This is a genomic window from Nostoc sp. C057, from assembly GCF_013393925.1.
Classification (GTDB): domain Bacteria; phylum Cyanobacteriota; class Cyanobacteriia; order Cyanobacteriales; family Nostocaceae; genus Nostoc; species Nostoc muscorum_A.
On the sequence record NZ_CP040281.1, the window covers coordinates 7111303 to 7134002 of the forward strand.

Consider the following 22700-nt stretch of genomic DNA (forward strand, 5'->3'; position numbering starts at 1 on the left):
GGGAATTGGGCATTGGGCATAAAAAATTTAGCCTCAGAAGATCAACGTCCACCTTCTGAGGGTCAACGTCCACCTTTTGAGGGTCAACGTCCACCTTTTGAGGGTCAACGTCCACCTTTTGAGGGTCAACGTCCACCTTTTGAGGGTCAACGTCTACCTTCTGAGGCTCAACGTCTACCTTCTGAGGCTCAACGTTCACCTTCTGAGGTTCAACGTCCACCTTCTGAGGTTCAACGTCCACCTTCTGAGGTTCAATGTTTACCTTCTGAGGGTCAACGTCTACCTTCTGAGGCTCAACGTTCACCTTCTGAGGCTCAAATTTTACTCTCCCGCTCACTCATCGAAGAAAAACTATATGTAAATGCAGCTTTGTTTGGGACAGATTACATTTAATGAAAATACTAGACCGAAATTTGACTAAACCATTTAAGACAATTTTTACTGAACACCGCGTACTTTGGGCTGTTTTACTCCTGAGTGCAGCACTGATGATAACGCTAGTGCTGTCGCTTTCTCAAGGAGCAGTACCTTTAAGTATGTCGGAATTTTGGCAAGCCATACTCCACAAAGGCGATCCGGTTAAACAGACAATTCTTTGGGATTTACGTCTCCCGCGCATTACGGCTGCTCTCATTGTCGGCGCGGCTTTGGGAATGTCAGGAGCATTACTGCAAGGGATGTTACGCAATAGTCTTGCCGATCCATTTATTTTGGGCATTTCTGCGGGTGCTGGATTAATTGTGATTGTGATGATTGTGTGGCAAATATTCCCGATCGCAATTCCTTTAGCAGCGTGGATAGGGGCAATTTTGACTTCTGCGATCGTTATTTTACTCGGTCGTGCGGGGTCGGGAATTTCGGTTGAAAGGTTAATTTTAGGCGGTGTGGCGGTAAGTTCTTTATTTGGTGCTGTACAAAGTACATTGCTGCTTTTAGCTGAAGACGGTCAAATTCAAATTGCGCTCAGTTGGTTGGTTGGTAGTCTTAATGGACGCGGTTGGCAAGAAATTTCGACGGCTGGCCCGTATATCATCGTTGCATTGATTGGGGGATGTTTGCTGGCGCGATCGGTAAATGTGCTGGCTTTGGGCGATTATTTGGCTGTGGGTTTGGGGGTTTCGTTGACGCGATCGCGTTTGTTAATTGGTGGTGTCGCCACTCTCTTAGCCGCAGGTGCAGTCAGCATCAGTGGTTTGATTGGATTTGTTGGTCTTGTTGTCCCTCACGGTGTCCGCCTCATTGTTGGTACAGATCATCGCTTTGTTTTACCGCTTTCCGCCCTTGCAGGTGCATGGTTACTGACTTTTGCAGATTTACTCTCTAGATTAGGAGCGGTAGAACTACCAGTAGGTTCTGTCACCGCGTTGCTGGGTTCACCGCTATTTATCTGGTTACTTTATCGTCGTTCTGCTGGGTTTAATAAATTTTGAGCTAATCCGCTTGGATTAAAGCCAAAATTGTTTTTTAGTTTACAGCTATTTTCAGGTAAATAGACCACGCGGTAGGGGTCAATACTGCTCGGTTTTTGAATTTTTAACTCGGAATCGGGTTTGGGGAAAAGCTTAAAGGGTAAGGGTTAAGGGTTTTTTCTTTCCCTTTTCCCTTTCCCCTTTATCCCCTTAACCGAGAAGTATTGCGGTAGGGGCGCAAGGCCTTGCGCTATAAAATAATATTCTTTAAGGCTCAGTGTATAAAAAACCTGCCAAATTGGCTATATGAGTTTGGTTGTCTCTGGTAAAGTATTAAAAGTAAATTACTTGTGGGCTATATTTACCGAGGTTTACTATACTTTTAAAAGCATTTAACTAAGTCCGCTCATTTTGCTTTGCTAACGGAATAATAAAAATTGCTGGTGTATTCACTACAACAGCAACAAGCAGAATGATCAGTTTTGGTTTCTTTACCTCGTCTATTTTAAAATAGACGAGGTATTTTTATTTATTCACTTGCATTTATACCAATTACACCCAAAATTATGAGGGCGATCGACAAAAGTTTGATAAATGTAGCAGATTCACGAAACCAAATAATACCAATGATTGCAATTAGGACAGTTCCCAACCCAGCCCAGACAGAATAAGCCACGCTTACTTCAAGTCTCTTGAGAGCAAGAGTTAAAAAACTAAAACAAAGTCCATAAAAAACAAATATTAATACTGAAGGGACTAATTTAGTAAATCCTTCTGATAACTTCATGCAAGTTGTGCCTGAAACCTCAAAAAGTATTGCTGCGATGAGATAAATCCAACTTGTTGACATGTCTTTTATGAGCGGTTTATTAGCAGTCTTTTATTATCTCTATGAAAACAAGAAAATACAACACTTTTAATTGATATTAGTGATTGAGCAAATACCCTAATGGCAATTATTTGTGAAACTGCACAGAATAATCTGGTTCAAAATTGCGGCAAAATCACCTTATTCAGAAAAAATCTAAAATGTAATCGATATATTATTGTTCCTGATAAATAGTTTAGTAATTCCGATGCCTGGCTTCTCAAATAAGCTAGGTATCTATGTATTTAATATTAGCTTACAGGCATATTATAGAAATTATAAATTAGAGAATTTTTAAATTCAAGTCTCTATTGTCAAGTTTACCGAACCTCACAAGTTCAGATTACCCTACATTTATTGTGGTTCGGTAATCATCATAAATCATGTGATAAAAACCGAATTTACACCACTTTTATTTTTAAATATTATGAAAAGCAAGGAAATAAATCCTCAATTAGTCGAACAGCAAACATACTGATTATACGAGGTAGAAAGATGACATTAGTACGTTGGAACCCTTGGCAAGAATTGAACACAATACAACGTCAAATCAATCATTTATTTGATGAAGAAACTTTGCCATCTGCCTTTTTAGAGAGAGGCTACTCTAGAGTTCCTGCTGCTGAGTTAAAAGAAACTGAAGATGCAATTAATCTAAAATTTGAACTTCCGGGAATTGAGGCTAAAGACCTGGATTTGCAAGTTACAGAAAATGCTGTATACCTCAGTGGCGAGCGGAAGTCTGAAGCTAAATCTGAAGAGAAAGGTGTAATCAAGAGCGAATTTCACTACGGTAAATTCCAACGTGTAATTCCTTTACCTACTCGGATTCAAAATACTAACGTCAAGGCAGATTATAAAGATGGCATCTTGAACCTGACGCTACCCAAAGCTGAAGAAGAAAAGAACAAAGTCGTCAAAGTTAATCTAGCATCATCTGGCTAATTTCTGCTTTATATCTGCTAGCTATTTATTAAACTAAATAAAAAGCGCTCCCTTTTTAGAGAGCGCTTTTTAGTGTGAATGACTCAGGCTATATAGATTTTTTAGGAAAGTGCAAAATTCTAAATCTTGTAGAGTGTGTTATCGCCAAGAGTACGAGATCACATCAGATTTTAGGTGCGCTAGGACGAATGTTCTAACGCACCCTACAATATTTGCTCTTGATTAAATCTACATTCCTTAGTTAACCGTTAAGCTCATCTTCTTGATTGGTTAGGATTACACAGTCAGAAGTTGGCTTGGCAACGCAGGTGAGAACCCATCCTGCGTCTATTTGATCGTCGTCTAAAAAGTTCTGATCTGATTGGTCAACTGTACCTGAAATCAGCTTACCAGCGCAGGTTGAGCAAGAACCAGCATTACAAGAATAAGGCAAGTCCATGTCATTTTCTTCGTTAGCGATCTCTAAGATGTAATCATCTTCAGAAACCTCAATTGTTTTTTCTTCATCTGGAGTCTTTAATGTGACTTTATAAGTTGCCATGTAACAATCCCTAGCTAAATGTGAACTACATTGTTGATCCTACGGGTTTATGTGCTGCTAGTCTAGAGTTAAATGTGGTTGATTACTCTACATCCTGAAGTGCTTAGGGTGAATTGGAAGTGAGAGTAAAAAATTCTGCGATCGCTTCAGCAAATCCCTCAAATGAACTATAATCCCTAGACACGATGGAGACATTCACACCCAACTTCCGCGCATTAGCAGTTGTATAAGGGCCAAAACATGCAATAATGCAACCTTCATAGTCACTTTGCGAGTTGACCATTGTCAAAAAGCTTTCTACTTCCGCCGTGCTACTAAAGGCAATGACATCAATCATTCCTTGATTTATCAGGTTTAATTCAATACTGTAGATACTTGTGTCTAAGCCCTGTGTAATATATGTGGGTACGCGAATTACTTCTGTGCCCAATTGCTGCAAATCCGTAATTAAATTGGGTACAACATCAGGCTCAGGCAAACCAACAACTTCTGGTGCAGGTATCAGCACTTTTTTGTCATGAATTTGCGGAATTTTCGCTAATTCCGCCATAATTCCGGCTGGACTAGATTCTGTTGGAATTAAATCTACCTTGCCACAAAAAGACAATAGGCTTTCTGCATCTTTTCCCAAAGCACATAATTGACATTTTTCTACCACAGATACAGGAATATTTAAATCATTCATCCGGTGAAAAAATGCAGTGATGCCATTTCTACTTGTGAAGATAATCCAATCAAATTCAGCTATGTGGTTGAGAGCAGTATCTAACTTAGTGTAGTTTGATAAATAGCAGGTTTCGATAGTAGGCATGAGAACAGGTAAACCACCTTGTTTGATAATTTGTTCAGATAACCTATAAGCATAATTTCTCGGTGCTGTTACTAAAATTCTCTTGCCATATAGAGGTAACTCTCTAGATGGAGTGAGTATGTTGAGTTGTTTTGATTGGCTGTGCATTTGTTTATCAATAAATGATATAAGCTCAACCTTATCCAAAATAAGCATTGGGATTTAGATGGGGTTGACAGCAACAGATAAATTCCTGACTTCTTCACCGACATCCTCGACTGAGTAGCAACTTTCCATTAGCTAGTCGATAAAGCCCTTCTGCTTCGATAATAGGGTCGCCTTTTTTCCAAGCACGTGATATTGGTTCAATATTACGCACTTTACCAGTGGAATATACTGAAATTAATCCATTCCCTGGACTATTACGTAAAGCGCCAGAACCAGTTATGAAGAATGTACCACCTTGCTTGGAACTGCTGCGTGAAATGCAACTATTGGCGATGAGTGCATTGGTATCGATGACGTTTGGAGATGCTCCAGTGAAGCTATTTTGAATGGAATTGGTATCAGGTGCGTTAATATCTGTGATCCCTGAAATACCTAATTCGGAACTTGCAGTAATATCGCTTTTATCGCTTGGCTTTGTTCGTGACTCAATACCGAATATACCTTGCGAGTTAATTTGAACTCTTCCACCGGAACCAGTGTATGCATTGGCGCTGATGTCGCTGTTTTCTTCGGGGATGGCGACGATAAATTTAGAGTTGATATTGATGTTACCGCCATTTCCACCAGCTTGGCTCCTACCTGCGGTGGTGGAAATTAAACCGCGATCGCGCAAAAATAATAAATCAGCGATATCGAGGTTGATGTTACCACCATTACCTGCATTCGTGAAAGAAGCAATACCGCTACCTTTACCAATAATTTCCAGAAAATTAGCCTTAATTTTAATATTTCCAGCGTCACCCGTACCGATGCTGCCGGAGACAATTTCAGCATCATCACGTACAATCAGGCGATTGGTAGTAATATCTATATCGCCACCTTTACCATTAGCCCCTTCGTCAACTGATGATAGTAATCCATCTGCAAACTCACTATCTGAACCAGTCAGGATAATGTTATCAGCTTGTACTGTTAAATTCCCCGCGTTTCCATTTCCCTGAGTTGCTGATGATATCTGTGATTCTTCTTGTACATTTAATAGTTGAGTTTTGATGCTGATATTGCCTGCATTGCCTTTAGCTTCACTGTCAACCTGAGTTCTGACACTGCTACTTCCACGTAAATCAATAAGATTAGCATTAATCCCAATATTTCCCGCATTACCTTGACCGAATGTAGAGGCAGAAATTTGTCCGTTATTGCTGAGGTTTAAGCGTCCTGTTATAACGTCAATGTTTCCCCCAGAACCAATTCCTCGCGTTTGTAATTCGGCAAATAAACCTGATGGTGCTGAACCATTTAATCCTTCTCCACCAACCCCACTAATATCAATAGAATCAGTGGCATGAACCACCAAATTACCCCCTTGTCCCTGTCCCAATAACACTGAGGTTGATATATTTCCACCATTACTCAATTGCAACCTTTCTGTGTCAATAGTTATTGTGCCACCTCGGACATCGGTATTACTTCCAGTAACATTCGAGGATAAGTTACTTATCTCATAAAAACCCCCGAACCGAGACAGAATTTCTTGTGTTAGAGGCTCAGACAAAAATTCTTCCGCAGCAGCTTGGTCTAGTCTAGCCAACAACTGTTCTTTAGGTACGAAAATAAACCCATCCAATTCTACATCTTTGGAGCGGATAGTAATATTCCCGGCATTACCACTGCTTCTAGTGGATGTGCTGCTTATATTTCCTCCTTGCCTGACAGTGACTCGCGGTGTTTCAATCGCTACATTACCTCCATTTCCTGAGCCAGAAGATGTACTGCTTGATACATTGCTAGAGAAACCGCTAATCTCTACGTATTCACTAGCTTTAATAAAAATGTTAGCTGCATTTGCACTGCTAGAAGTATCTGTACTGATATAACCCGCATCTCTGAGATTGAGTCGCTGGGTTTCAATGGTAATATCCCCTGCTGTTGATTGAGTTGTACTTCCAAATGGTGTAGCAATACCTGTAGATATATTACTTTTAGTCACCTCAACGGCATTCCGAGCCTGAATGAAAATAGAACCGACATTTCCACCACCAGATCCAGTTGCTGTTACTCCCTCCCCTAATAAATTATTTTGAAGTCGCAAAGTGCCTGTTTCAATCCGCAGATTACCTGTTGAACCCGAACTTAAGCTTCCGAGTCTTAAAGAGCCTTTATCAGTGATATTGACAGCATCTGTTGATCGCACAGTCAAGTTTCCTGCATTACCTGCACCTCCAGACCCAACAGAGACAAAGCCACCATTGATATTAACCGAGTCCGTAGCATTTAAAGTCAGGTTCCCTCCACTGCCTTGACCAAAACTCAATGCAGAGAGAATACCGCTATTTTCTGCTATTCCATCTCCGGTAATTGTAATTTTCCCAGCATTGATAGTAATATCCCCGCCCGAACCTGTGGCTGAAGCGCTGCTAGCAGATAAAATCAGACTGCTGTTAGCAAGAGTTACTGCATCGCTAGCTTGAATTTGAATATCACCACCTTTCGCTACACCAGAAGTAGCATTCTGAATTCCAGCGCCGTTATCTAAATTAAGTTGAGTTGCATCAACAAAAATTGAGCCGCCATTGCTACCAGAAATAAACGAACCGTTTAGTCCAATCTCGCCCCCAAATAGTTCAATTGCACTATTGCCACTTGCAATGATGAAGCTACTATTCGTTAAGTTGATGGGTGCGCGTCCGAAATTTTCTGGGAACTTAAAATCCAATGAAGAGCCATTGACATTTAACCCAACAGTTGTATCCCCACTGATTGCTCCCAATTTAACTTGTCCATTTTGACTGAACAAATAACTACCATCCAAGGTGATTTCACCTCCCATAAGTGCTAGTGTGCTACCAGAGCCAACACGTAAAGCATCAACAGCATTTCCCTGTGAATCCCGAATCACTGTTTGACTAGTAATACTTCCAGCTTGCGAACCAAACTGTAAACCAACAGGTACATTGATAGCCAATAACGGCGGTGCTTGGGGATTTGTAGCACTAAATTCTACCCCATTGGGAAAGACTAAACTATTTGCTGTTGTCCCCAAAAAAGAACCTTGTATATCCAAACTGGCATTTTTTCCAAATAAAATGCCATTAGGATTTAGCAAAAATAAATTTGCACTACCTAATACTCCCAATCTCCCGAAAATATTCGATGAGTTACCACCAGTAACGCGAGAAAAGATATTTGTTATCCCTTCTGGATTGGCGAAATAAACGCCTCGACCAACGCCGACGTTAAAATCTTGAAAGCTGTGAAATAGATTAGTGCCACGAGCCGCACCGCCATCGATAATGTCATTATTTTGATTAAAAGTAATGACTTGCGATCGCTCTTTCCCCAGGCTGTCATCGGGAGTTAACTGAGCAAAAGCAGGATGAATAGAAACTGCTCCCACGCACCCCAACCATCCTGCGACGCTAAACCGCAAAATTTTCATAATTTCGATCGCCCTATTTTTCTATTACTGCCCAGATCCCCAAAAACTTTTACGAAGTTGGGGATCTAAATCATCATTTCTATTCGCCGGATTTTTTCAGTTAGCGATCGCTAGCAATCTTCTGGAGGTATTCGATGCGTTGTTGAGTATTTTTCTGTTCTACGTCGTTACCTATCAATATTTCTGACTCTGCAAGGTTTTTAACTAAAGTTGCCCCACTCTCCCCTAGTTTACCATTATCAGTTCCTTTCAATGCTTCTTGGAGCGCTTCATACCATAGATCGTTTTCAGCATAATAATTTACGCTTTCGGAAATGCTAGTAAATTGGTTTTTAGCAAGTAATTGAGGCTGGATAACGGTAAATTCTGCACGTCTAACAATCGGGCTATTTTCGCAGTCAATTGAGATTTGCCATAAATATGTTTTGCCCACTGTGAGTTCGGGGTAGTCGTGGGGAAGTTCTAGCTTGTTAATCCCGACTATTGTGGGTATTTCTTGAACTTTGCCAATTTGTTTAGGGTTGTTGTCTGAATCAAATTCAGCCAATCGGAATCGCACATTTTGGGAACTTGACATATACCAAGCTAACATTGGACGAGTGGAAGTGGTTTTACCGATATATGTTTGAGGTGCAAGCGGTGTCAGAGGGATACTGCCGTTACTTGCACATCCACGGGAACCACCCGCACGGGAATGTCCGCTAGCTGGTTTGCGATCGCGTGGTTTAAACTCAGCAAATGCTGGGAATGCTGTCATTAGAAAAACCATGCCCACAACTAAGCTTGTAAGTCTGCGGTTATTTCGCCAAAATCCAATATGTTGATGACTCATGGTAGATGTTGTTGATTGTAGGGTTATCTGAAACTTTTGAAATTCTTAATTTTTTACCATTTCTATGAGAGATTGTTTTAAAAGTTGCTAGTTATGTATCAAATATTTTTAGATCCTCCTAAATCCTCCTTAAAAAGTAGGACTTTGAGTGAGGGATATAGGAGAGATAGTGATAGAATCTGGTGCTTTTCAAACATTCTCTGAGCCGAATCATGAATATAAAGTTTTAAAACTCAAATTCTCTCTTAAGTTTCCAACTAAGTTCACAGATAGTTCCGCGAGGAGAAAGTGATTCGCGTAGAAACTCTCCTCTTAATTGTTGAGCAAGTATTTTAGAATGCTTTGTGCCTTTATTTTCTAGTTTTGATGTGATTCCCGAACCATTATCTTTGACGGACAATTTATAGTTATTTAAACTACAAACACCTGATGCTTCTACACGCTTGACTCCTTGAGCATGTTTGCCAACATTACACAAAGCTTCTTCCAAAAAAAGACAAACTCCCCGTTTGTCTTCCATACTTAAATATTTATCATCAATTGGGTCAAAATTGCGAATTTTAACTTTTAATGTTTTAAAATTTTCAAAATCCTTCCGTTCTAAGGTACTAGAATAAACTTCATATAACAAATCGTGAAGTGGTCGATTCAATTCAAGAATTAATCCGCTACCTAAACGTAAACTCTCTTCTGTGGTTAATGCTTCGAGTTTGAGAAATTCGCCAATCTCTCTAATCTCCCGATCGAGTTTTTCAAATTGTCCCAGCAATTGCTCGTAAGAGATATCTTTAGCACGTAGATGCTTTAATCCATAAGCGAGGGTTTGCAAAGGGCCATTATGAATTACGGTAAAAGTGTGTTGAATGGTGTTTTGACGTTCGTGAATTTGCGATCGCAAGAATTTATCATGCTGGTAAAATGCAAAAGCACTCAAACCTACGCCATTCACGGCTAATACAAGCAAACCCGGTGTTACAGGAATCCATACACCCCACACCCACAACATCATATACCCGCAGCTAAACAGACAAAATGCCGCTACACTCACACTCAGTATATTTTTCCAAACAGATTGGGTCAGCCGTCCGATCATAATCGGCAAAAACCCCCAAATCAATATCCATGTATACTCTCCAATATCTCCCCAACTATGCAACATTGGGCGACCATCCATTACAGTACTCAAAATTTGACTGATCGCATGAGCGTGATAGTCAATGCCATAAATTTGACCGCTTAATTTCAATCCAGGCAAGGCAGATGTATAAATAGCATCCCCTGTACTCAGATTGCGGTTGCCAATTAACACAATGCGATCGCGCAGCAATTCTGCATCAACTTGACCATTGAGAATATCGCATAGCGACACAACATTAAAAGGTTGCTCATTGTTGCGAAAGTTCATTAAAATTGACAATCCCCCATCATCGACCCTGACGTATCCGCCAAAATTATGGGTAATTCGGGGTAATTCAATCCCACGGAATTTGATTGTATTCGGGTCATTTTTTCCCGTTTGTAACTCAATTTCTTTTGCATCTAAATACTTAGTAACTAACCGCAATGCTAAAGAATATTTATCTTCGTTGATATTTTTAGGATTCGGCGTATACAACAAATAGCGTCGATTTTTGCTATCCTCATCATTAGGTAAATCAATAAACCCAACTCTTTCAGGTGGCAAGCTCTGGGGTGGTGAAGTTTCTCCGGGTGGTAAAATTTTTTCAATGCCAATAATATTAGAATTTGACCGTAATACCTGCGCTAGTTGTTCGCCACCAGGTTCAACAGGAACATTTTTGAAGATATCCAAACCAATAGCTAGGGGTTTATAAGTTTCCAGCTTGGTAAGCAACTCTGCAATCTTCTCATCTGGAATTGGATACTGCTTAACCCATGCAATATCCTTTTCGTCAATACCCACAATTACTATATGTTCATCTCGTTTTTCTAGCGGACGTAGACGCAACATGGTATCGAGAAGCATCCATTCCCAAGATTGCATTCCCCCAGCTATTCGGATCAACATCACCACAAATAGAACTATAATCCCTGGAGGTGCAGCCAGCGACCACAACCCAAATTCTTGGCAAATACGATTCCAGATTCCCCTTCTCATTTAATTTAGGATTTCTTTTCCCTATATTTACAGCATATTTAAGGATGTATTCAAAACCTTTCCCCTTTAAGCGAACCGTATTGCTATGCCTCTAGCGTGTGGTCTATTTAGGTGAAAATAGCTGTAATTAATCAATTAAACCTTCTTCACGGGAACGAATTTCGGTGAGGATTCGCATATTCTTACCACTTTGTTTGCAGTCTTCAGGATACACCCCCAAAACATCCTGAATCTTCGTCCAGTAAGTACGTACTGCTCGTTCCGATTTATACATTCTGTCTGCGATCGCCTTATCTGTCAAACTCTCTTCAAAGGCCAAACGCAATACATCCAACCATTCCGGCTTGAGTTCGATTCCTGTTTTGATGTCTTTTGTGTGAGTTGCACCCTGAAGTGCTAAATTAACCCGCATGAGCATTTCATCTTCGGGTAATCCTTTATCTGCGATCGCAAACCCACCTTGATGATTATCAATCTCGTGTTTAATTCTGATTAACGCCTTCACATAACTAGTTTGCACTATGAAATTCTGATGGGGATATTCTTTAAGTAAAGTTTGCAACAGCTTAATTCCGGTATCAATTTCTGCTGTCTCCCCTTGGCGATCGGGAATTGATAAATCCATCACAATCAAGTCAAACTGGTAACATTGCACTTGAGAAAGTGTATCTTTTGCCGTCTGAGCCTTGATAATAGTAGCTTCAGGATACTTTCGATTTAAGACATCAAGAGTACCAGTCAAAATTAATTGATGGTCATCGACAACAAGAATACCGAGCTTCTTTTCCACTGCTAAATGCCCATAAACTTGATGTTCTTTCAAACTTTTCATCACCATATTTTTATCCAAATTAAAAGTTTTTTAAGCTTTACTACTCAATACTTAGCCATTGTAGGTAAGATTTAAAATCAGCACTCTTTTAAATGTCCTCTTTAAAGTCTCCGCCTATTTTAATTGGAGATGAATGTCCTACATATACAGAAAAGTGCAAATAATGCTGATAGGAGATTGTTCATCACTACTCAATACTTTTCGGTTAAACCCAATAATCTCTCTTTTGGTCTGGGGAAGGGTTAAAGGGCAATGGGGAAAGGGAAATTCAAACCCTTTCCCTTTCCCCCTTAACCGAAAAGTATTGCATCACTACTAGCTTATTTTCAATTCATGCACTGAGAAGGTTCTGGGGATCTGGATATTGTAGTATGATTTTTTGACGATGACAAAACCCGCAGATGTCAGCACCAAACGCTTAATTAGCCTTGCACCCGACAACTGGGTGAGATGGGTAACTCAAATTCCCAACATTACAGTTGAAGAAATTCTCAACTCAGAATTTCAATGGATAAGTAGGGAAAGTGATGTTTTAATGAGGTAAAAAAACTTATGGACTGGATAGATTTTTTTCTAGTAGTCTGCCAACCCAAAAATGCTGCGTGATGCCTGGGGAAAGGGTAAGGGGTAAGGGGTAAGGGATTTGAAACCTTTCCCCCTTCCCCTTTCCCTTTACCCCGCCAAGTTCACTTGGCGAACTACTAGCCTGGTTAGCAAACCAATATTAGGGCTATCTTTTTTTACATTATCATTAGTAAGTGTGGAGCAAAGGCACTCGTTTCCCATACAGATAGAACAGGTGATCGTCCTGCAAGGACGGGGCTTCATACCCATTTTTTCGGTGAGGCGATGCTGCAACATCTGATAACTCAACAATATTATTTCGCATTAAAGCTTTTCTCGGCACTGGGCTGCGGGCTGATAGCCGGAGTTTTCTTCGGCTTCTCGACTTTCGTGATGAACGCCCTTGCTCGGCTGAAACCGCCACAGGGCATTGCCGCTATGCAATCCATCAATATCACGGTAATCAATCCATTTTTTATGACAGCGTTTTTGGGAACGGCTGCGGCTTGTATCTTTCTTTTAATCTCCTCGCTATTAAAGTGGCATCAACCCGGTGCCGCCTACTTGCTTCTCGGCAGCTTGCTCTACCTCGTTGGTACATTAGGCGTGACAATAGTTTTCAATGTACCGCTCAACGAAGCCCTGGCGAAAGTCGAGCCGGATAGTACTGAAGGTGCGAGCCTATGGTCTAGCTACCTGACCAACTGGACAATCTGGAATCACATTCGGACAGTAGCGGCGCTAGCAGCAGCAACATCGCTCACCATCGCGCTTTGTTTGGGTTCAAGAATCGTAGAGGGAATCGATAATACGGTTAGGTAACTCCGCTACTAATGGGTAAAGTAGGTCGGCGAAATTAAAGCTAACTGGCTAAGGCTGTCATTTGTCATTGGTCATTAGTAAGGGTTTTAAGCCTATTTACGTTTCGTAGCAGACTTAGTTTTTTGTGACTAATTAGTAATTATTTGCTCAACCATTCCTGCCATTTTTGAGCAGCCTTGTCACGTTCTGCTTTTTGGCCTGCGGGATCATAACTTCCCAAACTCTGCCATAACTGATTCCAGTCTTGCCCTTGGGGTAGCTTACTCACTACAGCCTTAACAATCAAAAAAGCCCGCTCACGAGTGAGATCGTTTGGTGCTTGTAAAAGAGGAATTACCAAAGGTAAAACTTCTTTCCCGCCTCGCATTAAAGGATACATCGAAGCTGTGTAGGGATTGTGCAGAATGTCAGGGTAATCATCAAGGGTAGCGACCAAAGCGGGCAATGAGCGTTTATCTCCTAATTGGTGTAGGGCAGTGGCAGCACGGGCACGCACTTCTGGATTAGTGTCATGGGTGGCTTGGAACAAAGCATCGGCACTAGCGGGATCGGCAATTTCGCTCAGTCCCTCGGCTGCAAGCCGACGGGTACGGGGGTTGGGATTAGTCAAGGCTTCCAACAAAATCGGGGTAGCTTTTTTGCCTAAACGGATCAATTCACCTAGTGCTAAAGCGCTGGTGTCTTGATCTGTGGAGTAGAGACGTGTTTTGATCTGCTCCATAGGTGTCGCGGTAGCGTCTTGATTATTCATATACAAATTTCCTCCGATGGCCAGCATCACAACTATCACGAATATTCCTATTGTTCTCAAGATCAAGGTGTCCCTCCTCCCCCTGCTGGTGCTGCTGGTGCTGCTGCTGGCACATGCTGAAAGCTCAAGACAACTCGGCGATTGCCCCGACGATTCGCTTCTGTATCTTGGTTAGTAGTGGCATCAGGGGTAAAGTCTTCGGTTGAACCAGAGCCAATAGTAACAGCACTAATTTGAGCTTCAGCTACACCCTTAGCACGCAGGGCTGCTCCCACTGCCTGCGCTCTGCGTAAAGATAGATCCAGATTATGCCCAGATGCGCCGCCGCGCCTGTCAGCGAAGCCTTCAGGAGTTACTTTTACATCAGGGAATCGCCGCAGGTAATCTAAGAATGTATCAATCTTACCTGTTTCGCTGGAACTCAGTTGGTCGCTGTCGAAATCAAAGTAAAAAATGACTGGTTCGTGTACGTAAAAATCTTGATGCTTCTGCAAAGCTGCATCGAAGGTAGCAGATTGAGCATCCTGTGCTGATGCATGATCGTTCTCAACTTTGCCAGCACGGATTTGGAAGCCCCAATGAAGCGCTCCGTAAGTTGTCATGGTGTCTTCTCCCTTAGCCACCGTCTGAAAGTCGAAGTTGAACTCACCAGCCCCTCCGGGAGCATCGGTTAGTTCTGCTGCTTTGATATCAGTGGGGTCATCGGAGCGTTTGTAACCAATAGTGGCTCCACTTGCACCACTAGAAGAGGGTCGTGAAAGTCCAGGGGTTGCGGGATTGGGTTGGGCTGGGTCGTTACCAAAGGGGTACTGGGCAGGTAATGCACTTCCGGCTGCGGCATTGGTTCCTGTACCACCGTGGGCAGGTGCATCATTATGCAGCGCATCAGTAAAATATCCGCCCTCAACTCCCGTGGTGGCATCAGCAGTGGTACGGAGGCTAGCACCACTAGCAGCAGGTAAAGACTGAGGTTCGACATTTGTACCTGTAGCATTTGTCAGACGCACAATCTGAATCAGTCCAATCTGGTTAGAGTAGGGAGCGGTGGTTTTGGGTTTAAAACGAATAGTAATCGGTAGACTCGCGCCATTTGGTGTGGCATTTACTTCAAAAATACCGTGCGTCAGGTCGAATGTGGGGTTAATTGCCCGTTGAATCAATTTTCTCTGGGCTGTCCCTGTCTGCTGCACCACATGAGTCAGTTCATGGGCGGTTAATGCATCATTACCTGGTGACTTACCCGCACCAAAGAAAATGTTTTGCTGGTGGGTAAATGCCTGGGCATTTAAATCCTGATTCATTTGCACCGATTGAGTGCCTGTATGTACCCGTACTTGACTAAAATCTGTACCAAAACGTGGTTCCATGAAAGAACGCACTGTATCTGGTAACGGGCTTCCTCCACCTTCACTGCTGTTTAGCCGACTCTCAAAGTTGTCCCCAGTTTGGAAGCTGTCATTGGTAGCGAGTTGTAGCGATCGCTTAGTTTGTAATTCTTCTTCTGGTAAAATCTCTCTTTGGATAGGTGCATTAATAAGTTTCGTTTGTAGTTCCTCTTCCTCTTCTGGCATTGCCTCCCGTTGCACTAAGGGAGTTATGGCAGAGGCTAGAGGCTTAGTTTGCACTTGGTCTTGAGTCTGTGTATCCTGCAAACCTATTGGCTCTGGTTCAGCCATTCGCATAACCTGATCGGCAACTTGATCGGCTTCCTGCTCATAATGGTCGTCTGGCGCACCAACCGTGAGTTTTGCCTGGGGACGATGCAAAGATATGCGACTAATATCATGACTAAGGGGCTGTTTGACGGCTTCTGGTTCCAAGAATTGCTCATCAGCAGACTGCACTTCTTGAAGCTCTGTTGATGCCTCAGTTAGTCTTTGGATTGGAGGATTATTTGTTTGTAAACCAAAGCCACGCATTGGAGAAGCCAGTGTGGGAATAGTTGATAAGGCAAGGGACGGATTTAGAACAGTGGATATACCTGCTTTTTGGCGCTGAACTATGCGTAGATGCCCAGAAGCTTGTTGTCCGTCATTGCTCATATCACCCTTCCTTCATTTATGGTTCAACCAAGGCATATTGATAACACACATCATAAAATTTATCTGATTGCGATCGCTATGGACTTAAGTGGAAATTATCTCTTCCATACGTGAAGCTTAGATGGCTTTAATAAGCTGCAATCAAGTGACCATCACATAGCATCATAATCATTTGTGAAAGTTACAGATCCCAACTTCTCAAAAAAGTCGGAAATCTGTGACTGTCAATGAAAATTCCTTCTTCACTATTTAGCAATTATTTTGAGCGTTTTAGGAACTTTTCTGCTAGGTAAAGTCAAACCTAAAAATAGGAATTATCGTCCGGCGTACCGTTCCATTTTGCAATATTAAATACAGGTGTTCCATCGACTAGAATATACAGAGGAAAATCTCCTTGTGTTGTATTGCCATCCCAATTCCAGTCAGTAGAGTAAATGTGTTCTCCATGACCATTGTTGCCCGCATGGTTAATTGTCGGGCCGCTACCTGTCAAATTGATGGATAACGAATCACCGTAGCCAATGGACATTGAAGAACCCCGACGCATACTTCCACCTCGGAATTGTCTAACATCCATCTCTTGACCCCTACTAGGCGGATCTAAGTTCGGGATTTGAGCTGCATCACTACTTAATTGCAGAGTTTCCTTGATAAAAGTTCCTCTAATATTGCTAAACCCAACTGCTCCAACAGTACCAATTGTATCTGCGGTGTGATCTCCACTGTCTGACCAAATAAATTCTACATTGTCTGTTGTTTTTTGGTTTGTATTAAGTAGTGTTTCAATCTGCAACTGAACTTCTGCCTTTACAGCTTCCAAAATGGCTAAATCCAAAGTGCCACCAGATTGATTAGGTGAATCTGATGCAGTTGGTGCTGGAGCTGCTGGGGTTGGGGTTGGAGCTGGCGTTGGAGCTGGGGCTGGGGTTGGAGCTGGGGCAGTTCCTTGGGTCGGTGGAGCTAGGGGTACATCAGGATGCTGTCGTTTCCAGTGACTCACATAAGCATTAATTAAACGATATTGGGTAATCAACTGTAGTTTTTGTTTGTCTACAGGTGACATATATCCATTATCTAGTTGAACGCTTTGAACACCGCTTTGTCCAGGAGCAAGCGCACTTCCTACCTGTGCAGCAGCTTGTCCTGCTTGAATGGTTGCTGCTGCTATGGTTGCTGCTGCTGCTCCTGATTCAGTTGCCAGACTAGCACCCCAAGCACCGATCGCACCAATTACTGGTAGAGCATTTTGTACAATTGGCTTTTGCTGAACTGCCTTGCTTACAGTTCCGTCTATTTTCTTGGTTTGAATAGACTGTTTCGTGATTGCATCAGGGCTTGCTGCTGCCTTATTACCTAGTACATCAGCTTCTGCTTCCAAAGCTTGGTCTTGCACAACTATGGAATTCCCTTCTCCAGGTAGTTTTGGGATATTAACCCGTCCCTGTCGTTGTTGTACTACATGGCTTAATTCATGTCCAATTAGAGCTTGACCAGATTGACTTTCCGGATCGTACTTTCCCTGAGCAAAATGTAAATTATTACCAGATGCGAAAGCCTGAGAACCTAGCTTTTCTGCTTGACCATCTGTATGAATTTTTACATCTGATAAATCTGCATTAAATGCTGTCTGCATCTTTGCTAGGACAGGTTCTGGAAGATTTTGTCCACCACTAGGAGTCACAACGTCGGCTCCATAAGAGGCGTTTTTTATACCACTTCCCTGGATAACTGCATTTTCTAATCTATTAATCACGCCTTCGGTGAATGCTTTTTGTGGACGCAATGACATACGACTAATGTCATGACTCAGAGGCGATTGTTTGATTGGTTCAGATTTTATTTGTTGCTCATCAGCAGACTGCACCTCTTGAAGGTCTGTTGATGACTTACTTATTGTTTGGGAGCCAAAGCCGCGTATCGGGTTCGCCAGCGTTGGAATACTTGGTGAGGGAAGGGATGGATTCAGAAAAGTGGATGTATTTGCTTTCTGATGTCCAGCCGTACCGGGACGCAAAGTGGCTTGTCTTTGGACATTGCTCATCTCAACTTTCCTCCATCAATAGCCTAACTACAGCATAATGCTAAGACACAGGATACAATTTGTCTGTATCAAATCCTTATGGACTTTAGTATAAATTTCCGATTCTATACTTGATATCAATCCTGTCCATATCCATTGCCTTCCCTCATTCTCAAGTATATTTTTGAGTCAAATCATACAATTTAATGATTGCGATCACGTAGTGTGCCGTAGGCAATCGCTATGGACTTAAGTGGAAAGTATTCTGTAATGCGATCGCTCATCTCACTTTTAGCTATACTAATACGACAAAAATTGCTTAAAACTTTGTGATTGTGCCACAAAGTTGGTTTCATTATCGATAATAAAAGTAACCCTTCAGCAATTTCCCATTGTACTCTATTAGTAAATCGTAACAATATTTTAACTATGACTACGCAAACACTACCTCCACCAGAAGTTTATCAAGGTCAGTTTGGGGAATTTACAATTACTCAGAGCGATCGCACTGGCGTAATTATCTACCGTGCTGGCTTAATGGTAGCAGCAGTCAGCTTTGCGATAGGCAGCGCTTTGATTTTGTTCAACAATAACCCGACTGTTGTAACTGCACTTACACCTTTATATGCTTGTTTTAGTCTCGCTCTTGGTGTAAGTTTATTTACCATTCATATCTACATGGCATCACTGCATCGAATGTTGCAAATTTTTTGGGCGATCGGTAGTATGGCATCAGTTATTCTGGCAATCTCTAGTACTGAACCTTTAGCTCTGACTGTTTACAATCAGCCTCTTACCTTATTTGGGGTTGGTTTTATTTTCGTTGCTTTGACAGGGATTTATTTTAAAGAGGCTTTTTGCTTCAATCGTTTAGAAACTAAAGTATTAACCCTAATAGTACCGCTACTGTTATTAGGACATTTGGTGGGAATTTTACCAACTCAGGGCGAAAGTGTTTTATTAGGAATTTGGGCAACGTTGTTTTTGGTATTTGCCCTGCGAAAGACAGTGCAAGCAATTCCTGCTGATATTGGAGATAAATCTGTATTTACTTACTTGGAAGAACAACGTCTAGCTAAAATTTAATGCAGGCAAAAAACCGTCGGCGTAAAAATTTTCCAAAAATCAAACTAATAAAACGCCAAGAAATGTGGACACTTACGGCTCAGGGGTGGGCGATTGCGATCGCTTTGATTGCTTATTTAATATTTTTCGTTATTACTCATGTACACTCATTTCTCGCCGTGACTTCCCCTATCAAATCAGCAGAAGTATTAGTTGTTGAAGGATGGCTACCAGATTATGCCATACAACAAGCTTTAACTGAATTTAAAAACGGTTCTTATAATCTAGTAATTACTACAGGAGGATCGATAGAAAAAGGAAATTATCTTAGCGAATACAAAAGCTTTGCAGAAGTATCAGCCGCTACCTTTGAGAAACTCGGTTTAGAATCGGAGAAGGTAGTAGCTGTTCCGACACCAAACGTAATAAAGGATCGTAGTTATGCATCTGCTGCTGAATTTGATCGCTGGCTATCCCATTCCAATTTAAAGCTAAAATCAATTAATGTTTTTTCTTTGGATGTTCACACCCGTAGAAGTTGGTTCCTATTCAGAAAAATACTTACACCTCAAGTCCAAGTTGGTGCGATCGCAGCTAGAACTCATGATTACGATCCAAACAAATGGTGGGTTTCTAGCCAAGGTGTGCGGACAATTCTTGATGAAGGCATCGCTTATATTTACGCGCGATTTTTGAATTGGAAAGCCTAAAGGTGATAATTCGTAATTCGTAATTCGTAATTTCGAGTTACAAACTACGAATTATGTTTAGATAAACGTAACTTTGGTAGGTGGTTTTACTATGGAAAATTAGACGACATTATATTATTTTTCCAGGATTTGTAATAATGCTTGTCGATAAATTTTTAGACCCTCAGCATTGAGATGGTCGCCATCGCTCGTCAAATTCTCTTTAAGAACATTATTCTCATACAATGGTGCTAGCCCTGCTGCTGCAACTGGCACTTTTTCTTTTTCAGCAACTTGATTAATCAGAACATTAATTTGTTCAACTTTAGGAAGTGGGGCTGATACAGTTGGATCTAAGCTGGCTGCAACTGTTGAATAAAAAGCCGGAATCAGAAAAATCTCTTTATTTCCCATTGTTCTAACAAGTGCGATCGCTTCTTGGAGATTTTTGCTAAACAATTCATCACTAATTCCATACCAAGCATCATTCCCACCTACGGCAATAATAGCTTTTTCGCATTTAACTTTAGTAGGAATTAAACTTTTCAATTGTTCCAGTAAAGAGATTGTGCTTAAGCCATTTAACCCAAAATTAAAAGTGCCACTCCCAAGGGTATTACCAAGCCCCGCCGAAATAGAATCGCCAAATAAACAACCTGAAAACTGTTTATCTTGGGCGGCGAGTATTTGATATTGCAGTGCAATTTTCCCAAAAGGTGAAGAACTTACATTATCTTTTGGTAGTGCATCAGCAGAATTAGAAGAGGAATTTGCCAGTCCAACTAGCTTAGAAATTTTTGACACATCAACAACTAGTTGATTACTAGGATATGCTTCTAAAAAGCTGATTAATCCTAGACCTTCTGGTGATTTTGCTCCGATGATGAGGGCAGAACGTAGGGCTTGTGTACTGGCTTGATCGCGACGAGCGATCGCACCAGAAGCAAAAGATAAAATTTGCTTGCCCATTCCTGTATTTATCAGCTTATCTAAAGCCACAATATCAAGCGACATTTTCACTTGAAGGGCTTCTTGAAACTTCTCTTTCTCTTTAGCGCTGAGGTAATCTAAGAAAGATTGCAAATCGCTAGAAGCCTTTTGTTTCTCGCCATAGTTGCGTATATCTGCCACCGGGATTGATTGCTCAAACAACCCGTATCTGACAGTAACTTTCTCGGCTGCCAAACTAGGCAATAAACCAAGGCCACTATGCACCAGTAAAAATATTAAGCACCCAGATAGGCTTATTAAAAGACGATAAAAATATTTCATCACAGAAGATCAGAAGATAGATAGTCAATAGTTAATAGTCAAGAGTCAAGAGTCAAAAGTCAAGGGGTTAGTCATTTGTCATTAATTCTTCCCCTGCTCCCTCATCTCCCTCAACAGCCAAGCCCAATTTGGGAATACTCAATCCAGTGGGCGTGAGGACAGAACGGTGGTGGAAGAAGGCGCATATTGGATAGCTTGGGCGCAAATTTCGGGAATTGGCCCGGTATTATTGCGACGGCTGCAACAGCATTTTGGCACGCTGGCAACAGCTTGGAACGCTACCAAGGTAGAGTTAGGAGAAGTGGAGGGTTTTGGTTTTCAGACACTAGAAAAAGTAGTACAACAGCGATCGCGTTTGCACCCAGAACAACTATTCACCAAGCATCAGCAGGAAAATTCCCATTTCTGGACACCAGCAGATGCAGATTATCCCCGCTTACTGCTGGAAACTCCCAGTCCACCGCCGATTTTGTACTATCGCGGTGAAGTCGAACTTCAAGAAAATCTCGGACAAAAACCGATGGTTGGGATTGTCGGCACACGCCAACCTTCAGAATATGGTATCCGTTGGACTCGCCAAATTAGTACAGCTTTAGCTAAAAATGGCTTTACAGTTGTTTCTGGGATGGCAGAGGGAATTGACACAGAAAGCCACAGTGCTGCAATGAAAGCAGGTGGACGCACGATCGCAGTTTTGGGAACTGGTGTAGATGTGATCTATCCACATAAAAATCGGGATTTGTACAAGCAAATTTTGACGGCTGGTTTAGTTGTGAGTGAGTACCCCACAAAAACCCCACCCGATCGCACGCACTTTCCCCGCCGCAACCGGATTATTGCAGGTTTAAGCCGCGCTATCTTGGTAATGGAAGCGCCATTAAAATCTGGTGCGTTAATTACTGCAACCTACGCAAATGAATTTGGCAGAGATGTCTATGCCTTACCTGGAAGAGTGGACGATCATCCATCTCAAGGCTGCTTAAAGTTACTGAGTCAGGGAGCTTCTTTGATTGTCAAGGAATTGGATGAACTGTTAACAATGCTGGGAGCAATACCACAAATTGATGCAGTCGAGGCTTCCACAGCGCCAGAAAAGTTAATGCCAACTTTATCGCCAGAATTGCAAACGGTAATGGATGCGTTTACAAGTGATGCTTTACCCTTTGATTTTATTGTCCAACAAACCGGCATGGCTGCTGGCTCAGTTTCCGGTGCTTTGTTGCAGTTGGAACTTATGGGTTTAGTTTCGCAATTACCAGGGATGCGGTATCAAAAAAGTTAAGAGTTAAAATTTCCTAATTTTGTCCACACCCAACCTTTAGGCAATTCTATTAATTTAAATTTAACTTCTTCCTCCGTGTCCTCTGTGCCTCTGCGGTTTATAAATCATTTATTCAACCACAGAGGCGCAGAGAACGCAGAGAAAAGAGATTAAACGAGACAATATTCATAATCTAAATCAGCAACGTAAAAAAAGAATTCCCATCAGTCAGAACTATAGAGATAAGTATCATGGTTTCCTGCCGCATCAG

The 22700-nt window shown here is 41.7% G+C and carries 19 protein-coding genes and 1 pseudogene; 8 read left to right on the forward strand and 12 right to left on the reverse strand.

Going from position 1 to position 22700, the window contains the following annotated elements:
• Positions 1–12: 12 nt before the first annotated feature.
• Complete coding sequence (locus tag FD724_RS30135; RefSeq protein WP_179075147.1) at positions 13–393, forward strand: hypothetical protein; 381 nt, start codon at positions 13–15, stop codon at positions 391–393.
• A complete protein-coding gene (locus FD724_RS30140; RefSeq protein ID WP_179075148.1) occupies positions 393–1430 on the forward strand; it encodes an iron ABC transporter permease in 1038 nt (345 codons plus the stop codon). Before FD724_RS30135 ends, FD724_RS30140 begins: the two co-directional genes overlap by 1 nt.
• 508 nt (positions 1431–1938) lie before the next feature.
• Here the strand turns inward: FD724_RS30140 and FD724_RS30145 are convergent.
• A complete protein-coding gene (locus FD724_RS30145; protein WP_179075149.1) occupies positions 1939–2259 on the reverse strand; it encodes a multidrug efflux SMR transporter in 321 nt (106 codons plus the stop codon).
• A 513-nt stretch (positions 2260–2772) separates the two neighbouring features.
• Here FD724_RS30145 and FD724_RS30150 point away from each other — a divergent pair.
• Complete coding sequence (locus tag FD724_RS30150; protein ID WP_179075150.1) at positions 2773–3222, forward strand: Hsp20/alpha crystallin family protein; 450 nt, start codon at positions 2773–2775, stop codon at positions 3220–3222.
• A gap of 241 nt (positions 3223–3463) precedes the next feature.
• Here the strand turns inward: FD724_RS30150 and FD724_RS30155 are convergent, their stop codons facing one another.
• The 6 genes from FD724_RS30155 to FD724_RS30180 all read right to left on the reverse strand — a co-directional run bounded on the left by FD724_RS30155 (position 3464) and on the right by FD724_RS30180 (position 11949).
• Positions 3464–3763, reverse strand: coding sequence for a 2Fe-2S iron-sulfur cluster-binding protein (locus FD724_RS30155; RefSeq protein ID WP_012408330.1), 300 nt, complete (start codon positions 3761–3763; stop codon positions 3464–3466).
• 103 nt (positions 3764–3866) lie between these two features.
• The gene (locus FD724_RS30160) at positions 3867–4721 is read right to left on the reverse strand and encodes a uroporphyrinogen-III synthase (protein ID WP_179075151.1); all 855 of its coding nucleotides are present in this window, start codon (positions 4719–4721) and stop codon (positions 3867–3869) included.
• A gap of 94 nt (positions 4722–4815) precedes the next feature.
• On the reverse strand, positions 4816–8160 hold the full coding sequence (locus FD724_RS30165) for a filamentous hemagglutinin N-terminal domain-containing protein (RefSeq protein ID WP_179075152.1): 3345 nt from the start codon (positions 8158–8160) through the stop codon (positions 4816–4818).
• A 100-nt stretch (positions 8161–8260) separates the two neighbouring features.
• Positions 8261–8992: a DUF928 domain-containing protein gene (locus FD724_RS30170; protein ID WP_179075153.1), complete on the reverse strand. Its 732-nt coding sequence runs from the start codon at positions 8990–8992 to the stop codon at positions 8261–8263.
• Positions 8993–9218: 226 nt separating this feature from the next.
• Positions 9219–11111: a CHASE2 domain-containing protein gene (locus FD724_RS30175; RefSeq protein WP_179075154.1), complete on the reverse strand. Its 1893-nt coding sequence runs from the start codon at positions 11109–11111 to the stop codon at positions 9219–9221.
• A gap of 127 nt (positions 11112–11238) precedes the next feature.
• The gene (locus tag FD724_RS30180) at positions 11239–11949 is read right to left on the reverse strand and encodes a response regulator transcription factor (protein WP_163931303.1); all 711 of its coding nucleotides are present in this window, start codon (positions 11947–11949) and stop codon (positions 11239–11241) included.
• A gap of 379 nt (positions 11950–12328) precedes the next feature.
• Between FD724_RS30180 and FD724_RS30185 the strand changes: the two are divergent.
• Both FD724_RS30185 and FD724_RS30190 read left to right on the forward strand, forming a co-directional pair.
• Positions 12329–12484 (forward strand): annotated as a pseudogene (locus tag FD724_RS30185) (transposase); the annotation flags it as partial.
• A gap of 308 nt (positions 12485–12792) precedes the next feature.
• Positions 12793–13329: a DUF1772 domain-containing protein gene (locus tag FD724_RS30190; protein WP_179075155.1), complete on the forward strand. Its 537-nt coding sequence runs from the start codon at positions 12793–12795 to the stop codon at positions 13327–13329.
• Positions 13330–13468: 139 nt separating this feature from the next.
• Here FD724_RS30190 and FD724_RS30195 read toward each other — a convergent pair whose 3' ends face one another.
• The 4 genes from FD724_RS30195 to FD724_RS30210 all read right to left on the reverse strand — a co-directional run bounded on the left by FD724_RS30195 (position 13469) and on the right by FD724_RS30210 (position 18498).
• A complete protein-coding gene (locus FD724_RS30195; protein ID WP_179075156.1) occupies positions 13469–14080 on the reverse strand; it encodes a HEAT repeat domain-containing protein in 612 nt (203 codons plus the stop codon).
• A gap of 62 nt (positions 14081–14142) precedes the next feature.
• The gene (locus tag FD724_RS30200; RefSeq protein WP_179075157.1) at positions 14143–16122 is read right to left on the reverse strand and encodes a DUF4157 domain-containing protein; all 1980 of its coding nucleotides are present in this window, start codon (positions 16120–16122) and stop codon (positions 14143–14145) included.
• Between the two features lie 301 nt (positions 16123–16423).
• On the reverse strand, positions 16424–18163 hold the full coding sequence (locus FD724_RS30205) for a DUF4157 domain-containing protein (protein ID WP_179075158.1): 1740 nt from the start codon (positions 18161–18163) through the stop codon (positions 16424–16426).
• A 182-nt stretch (positions 18164–18345) separates the two neighbouring features.
• The gene (locus tag FD724_RS30210; RefSeq protein WP_179075159.1) at positions 18346–18498 is read right to left on the reverse strand and encodes a hypothetical protein; all 153 of its coding nucleotides are present in this window, start codon (positions 18496–18498) and stop codon (positions 18346–18348) included.
• A 73-nt stretch (positions 18499–18571) separates the two neighbouring features.
• Between FD724_RS30210 and FD724_RS30215 the strand changes: the two genes are divergently transcribed.
• Complete coding sequence (locus FD724_RS30215; protein WP_114086217.1) at positions 18572–19228, forward strand: DUF2301 domain-containing membrane protein; 657 nt, start codon at positions 18572–18574, stop codon at positions 19226–19228.
• On the forward strand, positions 19228–19917 hold the full coding sequence (locus tag FD724_RS30220) for an ElyC/SanA/YdcF family protein (protein ID WP_179075160.1): 690 nt from the start codon (positions 19228–19230) through the stop codon (positions 19915–19917). Before FD724_RS30215 ends, FD724_RS30220 begins: the two co-directional genes overlap by 1 nt.
• A gap of 114 nt (positions 19918–20031) precedes the next feature.
• On the opposite strand, the gene FD724_RS30225 is transcribed toward FD724_RS30220, so the two are convergent.
• Positions 20032–21111, reverse strand: coding sequence for an alpha/beta hydrolase (locus FD724_RS30225; RefSeq protein ID WP_256874398.1), 1080 nt, complete (start codon positions 21109–21111; stop codon positions 20032–20034).
• 223 nt (positions 21112–21334) lie between these two features.
• Between FD724_RS30225 and dprA the strand changes: the two genes are divergently transcribed.
• The gene (gene dprA, locus FD724_RS30230) at positions 21335–22450 is read left to right on the forward strand and encodes a DNA-processing protein DprA (RefSeq protein ID WP_179075162.1); all 1116 of its coding nucleotides are present in this window, start codon (positions 21335–21337) and stop codon (positions 22448–22450) included.
• Positions 22451–22700 lie beyond the last annotated feature (250 nt).

Coding starts and splice junctions, on each gene's coding strand:
- FD724_RS30140 (WP_179075148.1), top strand. CDS start 393: ATGAAAATACTAGACCGAAATTTGACTAAACCATTTAAGACAATTTTT.
- FD724_RS30145 (WP_179075149.1), bottom strand. CDS start 2,259: ATGTCAACAAGTTGGATTTATCTCATCGCAGCAATACTTTTTGAGGTT.
- FD724_RS30150 (WP_179075150.1), top strand. CDS start 2,773: ATGACATTAGTACGTTGGAACCCTTGGCAAGAATTGAACACAATACAA.
- FD724_RS30155 (WP_012408330.1), bottom strand. CDS start 3,763: ATGGCAACTTATAAAGTCACATTAAAGACTCCAGATGAAGAAAAAACA.
- FD724_RS30160 (WP_179075151.1), bottom strand. CDS start 4,721: ATGCACAGCCAATCAAAACAACTCAACATACTCACTCCATCTAGAGAG.
- FD724_RS30165 (WP_179075152.1), bottom strand. CDS start 8,160: ATGAAAATTTTGCGGTTTAGCGTCGCAGGATGGTTGGGGTGCGTGGGA.
- FD724_RS30170 (WP_179075153.1), bottom strand. CDS start 8,992: ATGAGTCATCAACATATTGGATTTTGGCGAAATAACCGCAGACTTACA.
- FD724_RS30175 (WP_179075154.1), bottom strand. CDS start 11,111: ATGAGAAGGGGAATCTGGAATCGTATTTGCCAAGAATTTGGGTTGTGG.
- FD724_RS30180 (WP_163931303.1), bottom strand. CDS start 11,949: ATGGTGATGAAAAGTTTGAAAGAACATCAAGTTTATGGGCATTTAGCA.
- FD724_RS30190 (WP_179075155.1), top strand. CDS start 12,793: ATGCTGCAACATCTGATAACTCAACAATATTATTTCGCATTAAAGCTT.
- FD724_RS30195 (WP_179075156.1), bottom strand. CDS start 14,080: ATGAATAATCAAGACGCTACCGCGACACCTATGGAGCAGATCAAAACA.
- FD724_RS30200 (WP_179075157.1), bottom strand. CDS start 16,122: ATGAGCAATGACGGACAACAAGCTTCTGGGCATCTACGCATAGTTCAG.
- FD724_RS30205 (WP_179075158.1), bottom strand. CDS start 18,163: ATGAGCAATGTCCAAAGACAAGCCACTTTGCGTCCCGGTACGGCTGGA.
- FD724_RS30210 (WP_179075159.1), bottom strand. CDS start 18,498: ATGAAACCAACTTTGTGGCACAATCACAAAGTTTTAAGCAATTTTTGT.
- FD724_RS30215 (WP_114086217.1), top strand. CDS start 18,572: ATGACTACGCAAACACTACCTCCACCAGAAGTTTATCAAGGTCAGTTT.
- FD724_RS30220 (WP_179075160.1), top strand. CDS start 19,228: ATGCAGGCAAAAAACCGTCGGCGTAAAAATTTTCCAAAAATCAAACTA.